Annotated in this window: 11 protein-coding genes; 6 read left to right on the forward strand and 5 right to left on the reverse strand. The window is 64.6% G+C overall.

The features are described from left to right. Positions 1-124: 124 nt before the first annotated feature. The 3 genes from JGR78_RS16755 (at position 125) to JGR78_RS16765 (ending at position 2,821) form a co-directional block, all read left to right on the forward strand. Positions 125-589, forward strand: coding sequence for a DUF3768 domain-containing protein (locus JGR78_RS16755; RefSeq protein ID WP_220495412.1), 465 nt, complete (start codon positions 125-127; stop codon positions 587-589). Between the two features lie 78 nt (positions 590-667). Continuing rightward, positions 668-2,539 (forward strand): ParB N-terminal domain-containing protein, encoded by a 1,872-nt coding sequence (locus JGR78_RS16760; protein WP_182805435.1) that lies wholly within the window; start codon positions 668-670, stop codon positions 2,537-2,539. A 75-nt stretch (positions 2,540-2,614) separates the two neighbouring features. Next, positions 2,615-2,821 carry a hypothetical protein gene (locus JGR78_RS16765; protein WP_182805433.1) on the forward strand — a complete coding sequence of 69 codons (207 nt, stop codon included), beginning with the start codon at positions 2,615-2,617 and terminating at the stop codon, positions 2,819-2,821. A 176-nt stretch (positions 2,822-2,997) separates the two neighbouring features. Here the strand turns inward: JGR78_RS16765 and JGR78_RS16770 are convergent, their stop codons facing one another. Together JGR78_RS16770 and JGR78_RS16775 are read right to left on the reverse strand one after the other, a co-directional pair. Further along, positions 2,998-3,423 (reverse strand): type II toxin-antitoxin system VapC family toxin, encoded by a 426-nt coding sequence (locus tag JGR78_RS16770; RefSeq protein ID WP_220495411.1) that lies wholly within the window; start codon positions 3,421-3,423, stop codon positions 2,998-3,000. Further along, the gene (locus JGR78_RS16775) at positions 3,423-3,677 is read right to left on the reverse strand and encodes a type II toxin-antitoxin system VapB family antitoxin (RefSeq protein ID WP_182805428.1); all 255 of its coding nucleotides are present in this window, start codon (positions 3,675-3,677) and stop codon (positions 3,423-3,425) included. The genes JGR78_RS16770 and JGR78_RS16775 overlap by 1 nt, the downstream gene beginning before the upstream one ends. Positions 3,678-4,536: 859 nt before the next feature. Here JGR78_RS16775 and JGR78_RS16780 point away from each other — a divergent pair. Then, positions 4,537-5,427 (forward strand): ArdC family protein, encoded by an 891-nt coding sequence (locus JGR78_RS16780; protein ID WP_182805426.1) that lies wholly within the window; start codon positions 4,537-4,539, stop codon positions 5,425-5,427. A gap of 590 nt (positions 5,428-6,017) precedes the next feature. Here the strand turns inward: JGR78_RS16780 and JGR78_RS16785 are convergent. The 3 genes from JGR78_RS16785 to JGR78_RS16795 all read right to left on the reverse strand — a co-directional run bounded on the left by JGR78_RS16785 (position 6,018) and on the right by JGR78_RS16795 (position 9,286). Next, complete coding sequence (locus JGR78_RS16785; RefSeq protein WP_182805424.1) at positions 6,018-6,836, reverse strand: hypothetical protein; 819 nt, start codon at positions 6,834-6,836, stop codon at positions 6,018-6,020. Further along, positions 6,836-7,561 (reverse strand): P-loop NTPase, encoded by a 726-nt coding sequence (locus JGR78_RS16790; RefSeq protein WP_182805422.1) that lies wholly within the window; start codon positions 7,559-7,561, stop codon positions 6,836-6,838. The genes JGR78_RS16785 and JGR78_RS16790 overlap by 1 nt, the downstream gene beginning before the upstream one ends. Before the next feature lie 555 nt (positions 7,562-8,116). Beyond that, the gene (locus JGR78_RS16795; RefSeq protein WP_182805420.1) at positions 8,117-9,286 is read right to left on the reverse strand and encodes an IS5 family transposase; all 1,170 of its coding nucleotides are present in this window, start codon (positions 9,284-9,286) and stop codon (positions 8,117-8,119) included. Between the two features lie 354 nt (positions 9,287-9,640). On the opposite strand from JGR78_RS16795, the gene JGR78_RS16800 reads away from it, so the two are divergent. Both JGR78_RS16800 and JGR78_RS16805 read left to right on the forward strand, forming a co-directional pair. Further along, the gene (locus tag JGR78_RS16800; protein ID WP_182805417.1) at positions 9,641-10,282 is read left to right on the forward strand and encodes a DNA mobilization endonuclease VirD1/MobC family subunit; all 642 of its coding nucleotides are present in this window, start codon (positions 9,641-9,643) and stop codon (positions 10,280-10,282) included. Further along, entirely contained in the window at positions 10,275-12,101 is a 1,827-nt protein-coding gene (locus JGR78_RS16805) for a relaxase/mobilization nuclease domain-containing protein (RefSeq protein WP_182805415.1), read from the forward strand. The genes JGR78_RS16800 and JGR78_RS16805 overlap by 8 nt, the downstream gene beginning before the upstream one ends. Positions 12,102-12,115 lie beyond the last annotated feature (14 nt).

Consider the following 12,115-nt stretch of genomic DNA (forward strand, 5'->3'; position numbering starts at 1 on the left):
GGGCTGCGCCCTCCCCGCTCTGCTTTCCGAAAGGCATGGGCCTTTCAGAAATCAGAACAGGAAGGCTCGCCCATCGGCGGAACGGGCAGATGACCCCGCCGCCCCGTTGCTAAAGGAGAGCGCCATGAATGGCATGTCCCATATCGCCTATGTCTGTGGTTCCTGCGGATCCGAGCAGTTGGCCCAGGTTCCCCCCTGCACCTGTCCGCACTGTGACCACTTCGGCCCGGCACGGGACTTTCCGAGCCGCGAAACCCTGATCCTCCGCCAGCAGAACGACGCCTTCCGCGCAGGCTTGATCGACAGCGGGTGCCCCTTTCCCGGCACCGTTGTCGTGACGGCGGGTGTCAATCACCGGGGCCGGGATTTTCAGACCGAGGCCTGCCTGGCCGTCGCTCGCGACTGCGACTTCGGCTTGGACAACGACCCCCGGGGCGATCACGGCTTCGGCGTCGTCACCGTAGAGGGCGAACGGCTTTACTGGAAAATCGACTATTACGACCCGGCCCGCGAATACGGATCCGACGACCCGAGCGATCCGGCCAAGACGCACCGCGTCCTGACCATCCTGTTCCCCTCTGAATACTGACCCGAACAGCTTGGCCCATGCCCCCGGAGGGGCGGGGCACCCCTGTCAAAAACCATCCGTCGCAAAAGGATCATTCCCATGAAACGCGAAACCATCGCCCCCGCGTCCATCCAGTTTTTTTCCTTGGCCCAACTCTACCTGTCCGACCTGAACCCGCGTCAGGACGCCGACCCGGAGGGGATCGACCTGCTGGCCGACAGCCTTGCCATGATCGGCCTGATCCAGAACCTGTCCGGCATCCTCGATGCAGAGGGCCGCGTGGGCATTGTCGCCGGAGGCCGCAGGCTGCGCGCCATCGCCCGCGCCATCGAGCGTGACGCCACGGTCACCGAACGGCACCCGGAACTGGCCTCCATCCCGGTTCGCATTGCGCCCGACGAGGCCACCGCCCGCGCATGGGCCAGTGCTGAGAACGCGGCGCGGGAGGATCTGGCCCCCGCTGACGAAATCCGCGCCTATGGCCGGATGAAGGAGGCAGGCGCAGACGTGTCAGCCATTGCCCGCAGCTTCGGCAAGACCGAGGCCCATGTGTATCGCCGCCTTGCCTTGGCAGCCCTGCCCGCCCCGGTTCTGGACGCGCTGAAAGAGGGCCAGATCAGCCTTGGCATGGCGAAAGCCTTTACCGTGTCGCAGGATGAGGCATTGACCCTGACCATTCTGGCCGAGGTGAAGGGCCGCGACGTGTCGGAACACCGCATCAAGCAGGCATTGCAGCCCGCAGCCGTCAGCGCCACCGATCGCCGCGCCCGCTTTGTCGGACTGGATGCCTATGAGGCCGCAGGCGGCAGCGTGAGCCGCGATCTGTTCAGCGAGACCGTGACGCTGCACGATGCCGACCTGTTGCAGGACCTGTTCACCGAGCGGCTGAACGCCGAGGCCGAGAGGCTGACCGCCGTCTGGAAGTGGGCCGAGGTCATGGCCGACGACTATGTCTCCTATTCCGTCACCGAGAAGCTGGCCCGCCTTTATCCGGTCGAGGGGGTTCTGACGGAGGAACAGGCCGAGCGGTATGACGAACTGGCCGAACTGGCGAACGCCGATGCTCTGGACGAGGCCGGGCAGGCCGAACTTGATGCTCTGGACGCGATCATCAAGGGCGACTTCACCGACGCGCAACGCGCCGCGGCGGGCTACCATGTCTATGTCAGCCACAGCGGCACGGTACAGTTGAGCGGCCCGTGGGTGCGGGCCGAGGACCGGGCCGAGGCCATCGAGGCCGGGGCTCTCACCGGTCATGCCGCCCATGCGACCGGCGGCGATGCCGCGCCCGCGCCAAGATCGCCCTATACCGGCGCACTGGTTGAGGACATGAAGGCGATCCGGCTGGCCGCGATCCAGACCGCCCTGCTGGACAAGCCGGACATGGTGTTCGACCTGCTGGCCTTCGGTTTGTCGCTGGCCTCTGGCGTCAGCACGAGCGTTTTTGACCTGTCGCCGGGACGCCCCATGAACTGCCCGAGCAAGACGGACTGTCTCGAATGGTCCGACCGGCTGGCCCATCCCCCGGCAGGACATGAGGCATGGAGCCGCCCGGAGTTGCGGGTTGAGGATCTGGCCCAAGCCTTCCGCGACTTCACGGCGGCAGGCAAGAAGGCCCGCAATGCCGCACTGGTGGAAGGCGTGGCGCGCGCCCTGCCCTATGGCGCGGGCAATGCCGATTTCTTTGCCCTGATCGAGGCCGACAGCGGAGCCAGCATCCGCAAGGTCTGGACCCCGACCGCCGAGAACTTCTTCAACCGCGTCAGCGCCGACACTCTGGACAGCCTGCATCTGGACCTGACCGGCTGCGATCCCGAGGGCCGCGGCTTCAAGGCCCACACGGCGCAGAAGAAAGCGGAAAAGGCCCGCTGCATGGAACGGCTGTTCAGCGATGCCGAGTATCAGAAGGCATGGCGCCTCACAGCGGAGGCAAAGGCCCGGATCGACGCTTGGGTGCCGGATTGCTTCTGACGTGATGAAATCCGGGGGCGGCAGACGACCAGGACCACGCTCCCGGATCACACAACAAACAGGGGAGGCAGAGACATGCCACAACGACCTATTGAGGAGCAAGGTCTGAGCACCGAACAGATCGACGCCTTGCGGGCCTATCGCGACCAACATGGCAGACGCTGGAAAAGCCGCCTGCTGGCCGAATGGCTATCCTCGACGGGCCGCGCGGAGCCGGAGCTTCGCCAGGTGCGCAACACCTTCGGCCCGTCCTGGCTGCTGACGTATCGCCTGCCCGACTGACATTCCCATTCCTTCAGCGACGAAGGTTCACTTGGCCCTGCCCCGCGCGAGGCTTCTTTTTGTCTCTGCTGGCTCTGGTTCCCCTGTCCTGTCACCGGCAGGCCAGCGCCAGGACAAGGGCGGCGCTCAGGCTGCGCCGGGCCGCCGCTGCGCGGCCACGCCATTGCGCTGCTGTTCTATGCCAGATCAGTCTGGGAAAAATCATTACCCTTGTAGAGCAACGGAACATGGAAGGCTTTGGCGCAGGCATAGGAGAGTGCATCGCCCATGTTCAGTTGCGCCGGATGCCCGACCACCTTGCCATAGACAGACAGCGCGCGGATCGCCTCGGCGCCCATGCTGCCCGTGATGTGCATTTCCTTGGCTTCAAGCGCCTTCAGCAGCTCATCGACAAGATCGGTCGCGGCGGCAAAGTCCTCGGCTGTCGCCGGGCCTTTGCCGCGACGCTCGACCCGCTTGCGCACAAGGGCAAGAGCCGCCTCCAGGCGCACAATGGGCGAATAGCGCAACGTGCCTCGCGCGGCTTCCATCCCCTTCAGGAACGCAGGGCCATCCTCTTCCTGCAACAGGACGGCGGCGACAACGCTGGCGTCGAGAAACATCAGTCCTCGCCCCACTGTTCGTCCATGAACGCCTTGTCTGCCGCAATGTCGCTGCCGGGGGACACAAACCCGGCCTCCGCTGCCCGGCGCTGTATCCGCGCAACCCGGTCCGTCAGGGTTTCCTTGTCAGCCAGAGCCTGCAACTGGTCGGACAGGGCACGGCGAACAGCCTCCGTCTTGTTCGTCATGCCGGTTGCCGCGAGATACTGATCGACAAGTGTATCCACCGCAGGGTCTTTGATGTAGAGTGGCATGGTATATCCTCGCTTCCTTAAAAGTATATCCTTCTAGGATATATAGGCAACCTTGAACGGGATATACCAGCGGGCGTCCCCCTTCGGGTCGCGTCCCCGGTTCCGGCCGGCAAGCCGGCCTCCACCCGAGTTGGTCAGGGCGATGCTCCCGGCTGCGCCGTGCGGATGCCTGTCTCATCCCGAGCCAGTCCCTCGCCCGCCGGTCCTGGTCGCCCTGCCCTGCCCATCTCGTCCCTTTGGGCGGGACCGCTGACGCGGGCCGTGAGCCCGGTTGTCCAGCCTTGTGCTGGAACGACCTTGGGAGTGGAGGCGCAAGGTCGCGAGCCAGGCTGTAAGCGAGACCACAGGGATCGAGCGTCAGCCTGTGGTCAACCGGGCGGGCAGTTGCAGGCTGCCGGTGATGCACAGAGCTAGCTGCCTTCCCTTCTGACCTCCCCTGCCGTCGCGGTGCGGCAGGAAGAAGATACCGGAGAGGCCCGCGCAAGGCGCGGGCCAAGATGATCCGTTTGCCGTTCCGGGGGATCGACGGGCTCACGCCCGCTCACCCCCGTCCGACGCCTCTCTGTTTGTGGGTCCGCCACGCATCCCCGGCCGAGCCGGTCAAGGGGCAAGCGCCGCCCGTTGCCGGGCGTCGTCGTCCAGGCGGGCCGTGTCCTCGCCCGTTGCCGGGCTGCGGGCCGCACCACCCCGCCTTCCCGACCCCGTGACAGTCCCGGCCGGGGCCACGGGCAGGGCTGCGCCCTCCCCGCTCTGCTTTCCGAAAGGCATGGGCCTTTCGAGACAGCAGATCAGGAAGGCTCGCCCATCGGCGGAACGGGCAAAAGACCCCGCTGCCACCGTCGCTAAAGGAGAGCCACACATGGCTGACAAGTTCGACCTCTACGCCCATGTCACCGACAGCATCATTGCCAGCATCGAGGCAGGCACCCCGGCATGGCGCAAGCCGTGGACCGGCGACAAGGGCGGCGCACCCTTCCCGCTCAGGAACAACGGCGAACCCTATTCCGGCATCAATGTCCTGATTTTGTGGCTGGCCGCCCACGCCAAAGGCTACCGCGCCGCCCGCTGGTTCACCTACAAGCAGGCGCAAGAGGCAGGCGGGCAGGTGCGCAAGGGCGAGAAATCGTCAACCGTTGTCAAGTACGGCACCTTTGAGCGCGAGGACGCGGAGACAGGCGAGGAACGCCGCCTGCCCTACCTGAAAGCCTACCGGGTGTTTAACGCCGAGCAGATCGACGGCCTGCCCGCCGAATTCTACGGCACCCCCGCCGAGCCTGCCCGCGACCTTGGCACCGAGACCGACCCCGCCCTTGAGGCATTCTTTGCAGGAACCGGCATCGAGATCCGCACCAGCGACGACCCCCGCGCCTTCTATGACATCGGCTCCGACTTCATTCACATGCCGCCGATTGCGACCTTTCACAGCGCCGCTGGATTTTACGGCACCCTTGCACACGAGGCTTGCCATGCGACAGGGCACAAGAGCCGCCTTGACCGCTTTTCCCGCTTCACCGACCGCAAGGCTTATGCGTTCGAAGAATTGGTGGCTGAGATTGGCAGCTGCATGACCTGTGCCCGGCTTGGCCTGACCCCCGATTTTGACCAGTCCGGCGCCTATGTCCAAAGCTGGCTGCGCGCCTTGAAGGACGACAAGCGCCTGATCTTCAAAGCCGCCAGCGAGGCGCAGAAGGCCGCCGAATGGCTGATGAAGGGTCAGCAGATCGAGGCAGAAGAAAAGAGGGCCGCATGAGCGGCCCTACCCCCCCTGCCCCGCCTGGCCTGCCGCAAATGCGGCAGGCTGAACCTTTGGGTCTATCTCGCCCCGGTCGTGGTCGAGGGCACGGGCACCTGCATCTGCATGGATTGCGCCGCCGCGCGCGGCTGGCTGGACTTTTACGGCAATCTCAAGCCGGGGATCGCGGTATGATCCATGGGGGCCGCGACGATCCCGACGACCTGCCGATCATCTGCGCCAGCGAGGCCGAGGCCCGCCCTGATCTATGAAATGGGCGACCGCCACGGCAAACGCTTTATTGGGAGCGTCGAGTAGCCCCTGCTCCGCGTCCAGCATCGAGCAGGGCGCAACCCTTCGTCCAAGTAGGCGGCACTTGCCCCCGGCCAAGGCCAGGCCAAGCGCCGCCATGCGCCTGTGCGGCGCCCGCAGCCGCTTGCGCGGCACGGAGGCTGCATGTCCCGTCGTCGCCACGCGGGGGGACCGGCGGTTCCCATGCGGGCGCGCTTGCGCCCTTCCAGGCCAAGGGGTTCGGCTTGTCCTAATCCCCCGAAGACGCGCGCATCGCGCCTTTATCGCGATCCCTGCCCTGTGCGGGGATCACTCCATCAGTAACCTGCGTTCGCCATCAGCTCATCGAGGTAGGATGAGAAGCGCGCGCGGGCATGGTGGTTCAGCATCGAGGGCAGGATGCCGAACCCTGCGGGATCAAGACGGGCCTGCATGTCGGCATAATCGGCGGCGCTGAACCGCAACAGCGATTGAATCCGAGGTCCGACACTCTCGGCACGTTCCATGTGAATGTCGCCAGCCTTGACCGTTTTCATCTCTGCCATGAGTTCGAGTTTCAGCCTGGAGAACGACTGCCGCAGTACGGTCACGCCGGACAGTCCCATCGACTTGCCCCACTTTTCGGCGCGCTTGGCAAGATCCGTGGGGACCAGCATGGACACGCGCACTTCGACAAGGGCACCCGCCTTCCCTACCCCAGCCGCTTTGGTCCGTCTTTCCTCTGTGGATCGCCGAGTGGCGTCCTTGCGCTCATCAGCCGGCCCGGCTTGGCCGCCATTCTGCGCGGCAGTTTCCTGCGATGCGTCGGCAGCCACGTCGGGCTCCGCTGCGGGTGCGGGCCGGGGCGCCTCGGGGAGATTGGGCTCGATGGCCTCGCCCTGGATTGCTTCTCGGCTTGGCGGGGCGGTCTGCATGTCCGCCTCGGCAGTTGGGAGCGGTGTGGAAGCAGGGTTGCCGACTGCCGGCGGTTCGCCGGGCTGCGGCTTGGAGTCAGGATACTCCGCCTTGATCCGGCGGCTCGCTTCGGCAACTGCCAGGCTCAAGGGGTCGGGCTTGTCACTCGTTACCGATCCGATGGTTTTAGCAAAGGCCGAATCGCGTTCGATGATGAAGGTGCGCCTTTTTCGGGGAGCCATCAGAGTGCCTCCATCCGGACTGCAACGGCCTTGTCGAGCAGTTCGAGAACGGCATGCATTTCCTCTAGGGCGTTCGTCAGGTGGTTCTGGATGATGCCCTTGCGGGTGTTATCGCGGATTTCCCCGAGCAGCCCTTCCCCATCGACCTGCTTGTAGGCTTTGCGCTCCATGATCGGCTCCTCAATCACCGGCATCGAGCGGATGATCTTTTCGACCGCCTGTTTTTCGATGGCGCTTGGCTCCGGTGGCATGGCGTTCACGACGACCCGGTATTCCGGCACGGCGGACGGATCGGAGACACGCTTCGTCAGGCGCTCGCGCCAGAGAAGGGTCTGCATGGTTTCCAGGTAATCGCCCCGGCCGGGCCGGATCGGTGCAACGATCAGATCGGCTTGCAGTACCACATCGTCCAAGGCTTCGCTTGATCCGCCGAAGGTGTCGACCAAGACTAGGTGATCGTGCGGAGGTTCGGCATAGATCGCATCGAGCTTGGCGGTGATCTCGGCCGGGTCGTAGGTGTGGATCACTTCGGCCCGATCATTCCAGTTGCCGAGTTCCTTGGCGACGTTCATCCAGCCGACGATGCTTTCGCTGCTGTCGGTGTCGAACATCGTCACCCTTTCGCCTCGTGCGACGGCGGCGCTTGCCAGTCCGCGCACCAGCGTTGACTTCCCGCACCCTCCCTTGCGGCTGATAACCGCGATCACTCGAACGCCCTTGTTCATGTCGCCCTGCCCTCTGTGAACCAGCCTTGTTGTGCCGCGGAGCATCGGAGCCGTGGAGACGCGGCGCACAAGAGCGGCAAAGCCAGTAAGATCAAGCTACGTGAAGCCGGTCAACCTAAGAGCAAAAGCACAGAGAATCTCTGAAGCATTTGAGCAACAAAGCAGTTCAGTTGCGAAGCGCCACAGCGTCAACGCTTGGGCTATGTGCAGTGTGAAAGATTTAGAGCCGCAGAGCATAGAGCAAGAGAAGTGTAAAAGGGCAGAACCAACTTCACATCGAGCCCTTAAACAAGTAAAGCTTAGGAGATATAGAGCATAAAACTGTAAGAGGCTATAAGATGAGAAGCCTCTCAGCCTCTCAGCCTCTCAGCCTCTCAGCCTCTCAGCCTCTCAGCCTCTCAGCCTCTCAGCCTCTCAGCCTTACAGCCTCGCAGCTTTAACAGGCCGCTGAAGAAGTCTCTGGGCCGGAACGATCTCCCGCTTGGACGACGTGCGCCCTTCAGCGTCGGCGGTGTGGCCGCGGCAGGCATGCGTGGCTGATGCAGGTTCGCATCGTCATGCGGCCAGCAGCCTCGGCAACCGGGCGAGGTTGTTGGCGGCCATCGTCAGGATGAAGCGGGAGCGGACCCGCTCGACGCCGCGATAGACGGTCTGTGCCATGCCGCCGACGGTCTTGGCCCAGCCGAAGGCCTCCTCGATCCGTTTGCGGTTCCTGATCGACAAGGCATAGCCCTCGTGCCGGGTCGTTCGGCCGTCGATCGCCGAATATCTCGACCTCTCCGCGACATGCGGGGTAACGCAGGCCTGGCGCAGGTCGGCGACGAACCCGGCCGCGTCGAAGCCCTTGTCGGCGCCCAGTGTCAGCTGTCGGGTCGATCTAGGAGAGTGGCGGTGGATCACGTCCAATGCCGCGCGCCGTTCGGCATGGCCGTCGGCCTGCGTCAGGTCACCCTGCACGATCAGGCCCGAGCGGTTCTCCATCAGCGCATGGCCCATGAAGCACAGCATCGCCCCGGTGCCGGGGGATTTCTTGTAAAGCCGCGCCTCAGGGTCGGTCCTAGACACATGGGTGGCGTTGGACCGTTTCTCGCCCCGGAAATCGACTTCGGCGTTGCGGTTCTGGCTTCGGTCGCGGGGCATGGGGTCGGTCTCGGGTTCAGTTGGTGCGGGATGATCTTCGGTGGTGGCCTCGGGTCCGGGCGGGCTGCCCGGGTCGTCGTCGGGCGGTGTGTCTCCTGCCCTTGGCTGGAAGCTCTTCATCGACGCCCAGGCCTTCACCAGCGTCCCGTCGACCGAGAAATGATCGTCTGACAACAGCGGCGCGACCGCGCGATGCGCCAGGATCGCGGCCATCACCTTGCGTGACATCTCGGTCGTCACCAGCCGGTCGCGGTTCTTCGTGAACACCGTGGGGACCCAGACAGCATCATCAATGCCAAGGCCGACGAACCAGCGGAACAGCAGGTTATACTGCATCTGCTCCATCAACTGCCGTTCGGAGCGGACCGAGAACAGGATCTGGATCAGGCTTGCCCGGATCAGCCGCTCCGGTGCAATCGAGGGGCGGCCGAAGTCGGTGTAAAGCGCCTCGAACTCACCATCCAGGTTGGTCAGCGCCTCGTTCACCACCTGCCGGATCTTGCGACGCGGATGCCGCGCCGGGATGCGCGCCTCAAGGTCCACATAGCTGAACAGCGACCCGCTCGCCTCATCCGTCCCGCGCATCCTCACCCCCGCCGTTGCCGTGCAAAAGGTGAATCATGTTCCTTAAATCGCGTCGAGGGCCGACTATTTCAGCAGCCTGTTAAGGCTTAGGAAGCATTTGGGCCGTGGAGAGCGCTACAGGCGGCTATTTAGTGCTTATGGCACCCTCTTCTTCCCCCTCCTGCCTACTAGTACCCCGAGGGGGGCTCGGCGGAGGCCTGCAGGACCCAGCCAGTTACGGAAGCGCATGAGGGTGCGGGCATATCCTGACAAGCACCGGAATACGGGAGCGCGATGATGTCGCTTCGGTTTGAGACCGGGCCCTTGCGAGTGACGATGTAGTGATTCTGTGGGGACGGGCGCTGAAGGAGCGGTGTGCCGCTCATCTGCTTGACTTGGGTGGAAGTTGAAAGCTTAGGTTATCTGGCAGGAAATGCAAAATGTTTACAAACTTTGATTGGAGCCGCTGTGGGCCGTCGGAACCTCACCCAATCCGAACGCGACGAGGCGATCAGGCGCCTGCGGCAGGGCGGTGACGTTCGCACCGTCGCTGACGCCGTGGGGGCTGCGCCCGCAGCGGTAAAAGGGATCAAGCACAATGCTGTCCGGCCCCGCGATGGCGCCACCACTAACGGCAAGCCGGTATCCGCACGGCTGACGCCCACCGAGATCGAGCAGTTGGAATGGCTGAAAGCCCGCTTCGGGTTCGGGTCCAACTCCGACGCGATCCGCGCCCTGGTGCGTGCGTCAACGGGAATGCTGGAGTTCGACCCGGTGACGGCCGAGAAGCTGACCGAGGTGAAGGCCGAGCTGCACAAGATCGGCGTGAACGTGAACCAGATAGCCCTGGCGGCAAACCAAGGCCGGATCGAGCTGGCCCGGCAGGAGTGGAAGGCGCTCGACGCGGTGCGGCACGCGTTGCCTGGGGTGCGGATCTACCTGCAAGCGGTTGTGGACGAGCAGCGGCGGCGCGGCACTCGGTTGTTCCAGAAGTTCATTGAGGCCGGGCGTGGCTGATCTTGCCGACGACCTGATCGGAGACATCCGCCTCCGCCGAGGCGGACGCGGGCGTTTTAGGAATACGAACTTCGGCAAAGGGCGGAGGGCAGGGGGGTCGCTGTTTTCCGCGCGGGCACGCAACCTGTGGCGAGTGGGGCAGGGGTCGAACGCCGCCGTATTCAAGAAGATCACGCGCGGCGGCACCCACACCGGCCCGCGTCTGGCCGCGCAGTTCGACTACCTGTTCAGCAAGTCAGAGGCGGTGTTTGGCAATATGATCGAACTGGAGCCGGGCGCGCGCAGCCTTTCGGCCGAGCAACGGCGCGACATGGCGCAGGAATGGTCCGACGCCTGGTCGGGCGAACCGAAGAACGGCCACACCACCCATCTGCTGCTGTCGTTCCCGGCCGACCTGTCGCCCAAGAAGGCGCTGCGAATTGCGGAAGCCTGGGCCTTCGAGATGTTTCAGTCCGGCACGCACGTCGAGGACGAATGGGCCTATGTCGCGGCGCTGCATACTGACCGGGCGCATCCGCATGTCCACATCGTCGTGAACAATCGAGGGCTGGAGCAGGGCCAGTGGTTCCACATGGCGAAGGAGCATGACTTCAACATAGCCATGATGAAGGAGCGCCTGGTCGAGATCGCCGCCGACATGGGGGTGGAGCTAGATGCGTCCTCTCGCCTTGAGCGTGGCATCCTGACCTATGGCCGCACCCGCGCCGAAATCGAAGGCGGCGAGCCGGAACGGCGGCGTTTCGGCAAGGCGCTGGAGGACGGGCTCGCGGTGGTGAGCCGCAGCGCCGATACCCTGCGCCTGCTGGCCTCGATTGCCTCGCTGTCCCGCCTCAAGGACGTGGCGGTTCGCATGGAGCGGGCCGCGCATATCCTTGAGGCGGGAGGCATCCTGACCTCGAAATCCCTGGAGATTGCAACAATGGACCTTGAGAAAGTCGAGAACCGGAAAGACCTGGACCGCGCCTTCACAAGCTGGCTCGACAATGCCGAGCGCCAGATTGCCACGCTGGACCCTGCCGACCGGCGCGAGATGCGCCACGAGTTGGCCGAGGTCACGACCGAGATCATGCGTGGCCTGGGTGATGCGCGCGGGGCCGAGCTGGTGGAGCGCGCGCCGCGCTCGGAGCTTTACAGGACCCAGGTGCTGGACGACGAAATCCGGCGCGGCAAGCTGTCGGTCGATCTGACCGAGGACGCCGCCCTTGAGGTCAAGGCCGCCGTGTTCGAGGCCGCCGAAGCCATCGGGATCGACCGCGACACAATGGAGCGTCGCCTGGAGCATCCGGCTGCGAACGCCTGGCAGGAACGCGAATGGGTGAAGCAGGACCTTCACGCCGTCTCGGAGGCCCGGGGGCTCGATCTGGACCGCGAGGACCAGCGCCATGCCGCTGCCGATTTGGTGGACCGCTTCTACGCCACCGCTGCCAAGGCGCTGAACACCGCCCTTGAAATCGACCACAGCCGCGAGAACGACCGGCTGACGCGGACACTGGAATCCCTGGCCGAGGTCCATCGCGAGCACGGCCGGGTCGAGTTCGAGCATGAGGATCATGCCGAACGCTTCGCCAACGACCTGAAAGAGCGTTACGGCGAGAAGGTGATCGAGCAGATCGCCGCCGGCGACGACCGGGCGCTGGCGCTCGATTTCCCCGAGCCGGGGCAGCGGCGCGAAATCTCGAAGGCGCTCATCGCCGCCGCAGAGTCGCACGAAAGCATCGGGCTGACCACGCGGCAGGCGCAGCTTGCCAGGGAGCGGCTGCACGAGCGCGAGACGCCGGAGCATGAACTGCGCCGCAAGGATCACGACCTGGAACTGTAAGGGCAGGGCCAATG

Origin of the sequence: Paracoccus sp. MC1862, assembly GCF_016617715.1 — a bacterium.
GTDB lineage: Bacteria > Pseudomonadota > Alphaproteobacteria > Rhodobacterales > Rhodobacteraceae > Paracoccus.

Coding starts and splice junctions, on each gene's coding strand:
- JGR78_RS16755 (WP_220495412.1), top strand. CDS start 125: ATGAATGGCATGTCCCATATCGCCTATGTCTGTGGTTCCTGCGGATCC.
- JGR78_RS16760 (WP_182805435.1), top strand. CDS start 668: ATGAAACGCGAAACCATCGCCCCCGCGTCCATCCAGTTTTTTTCCTTG.
- JGR78_RS16765 (WP_182805433.1), top strand. CDS start 2,615: ATGCCACAACGACCTATTGAGGAGCAAGGTCTGAGCACCGAACAGATC.
- JGR78_RS16770 (WP_220495411.1), bottom strand. CDS start 3,423: ATGTTTCTCGACGCCAGCGTTGTCGCCGCCGTCCTGTTGCAGGAAGAG.
- JGR78_RS16775 (WP_182805428.1), bottom strand. CDS start 3,677: ATGCCACTCTACATCAAAGACCCTGCGGTGGATACACTTGTCGATCAG.
- JGR78_RS16780 (WP_182805426.1), top strand. CDS start 4,537: ATGGCTGACAAGTTCGACCTCTACGCCCATGTCACCGACAGCATCATT.
- JGR78_RS16785 (WP_182805424.1), bottom strand. CDS start 6,836: ATGGCTCCCCGAAAAAGGCGCACCTTCATCATCGAACGCGATTCGGCC.
- JGR78_RS16790 (WP_182805422.1), bottom strand. CDS start 7,561: ATGAACAAGGGCGTTCGAGTGATCGCGGTTATCAGCCGCAAGGGAGGG.
- JGR78_RS16795 (WP_182805420.1), bottom strand. CDS start 9,286: ATGCGCGGGACGGATGAGGCGAGCGGGTCGCTGTTCAGCTATGTGGAC.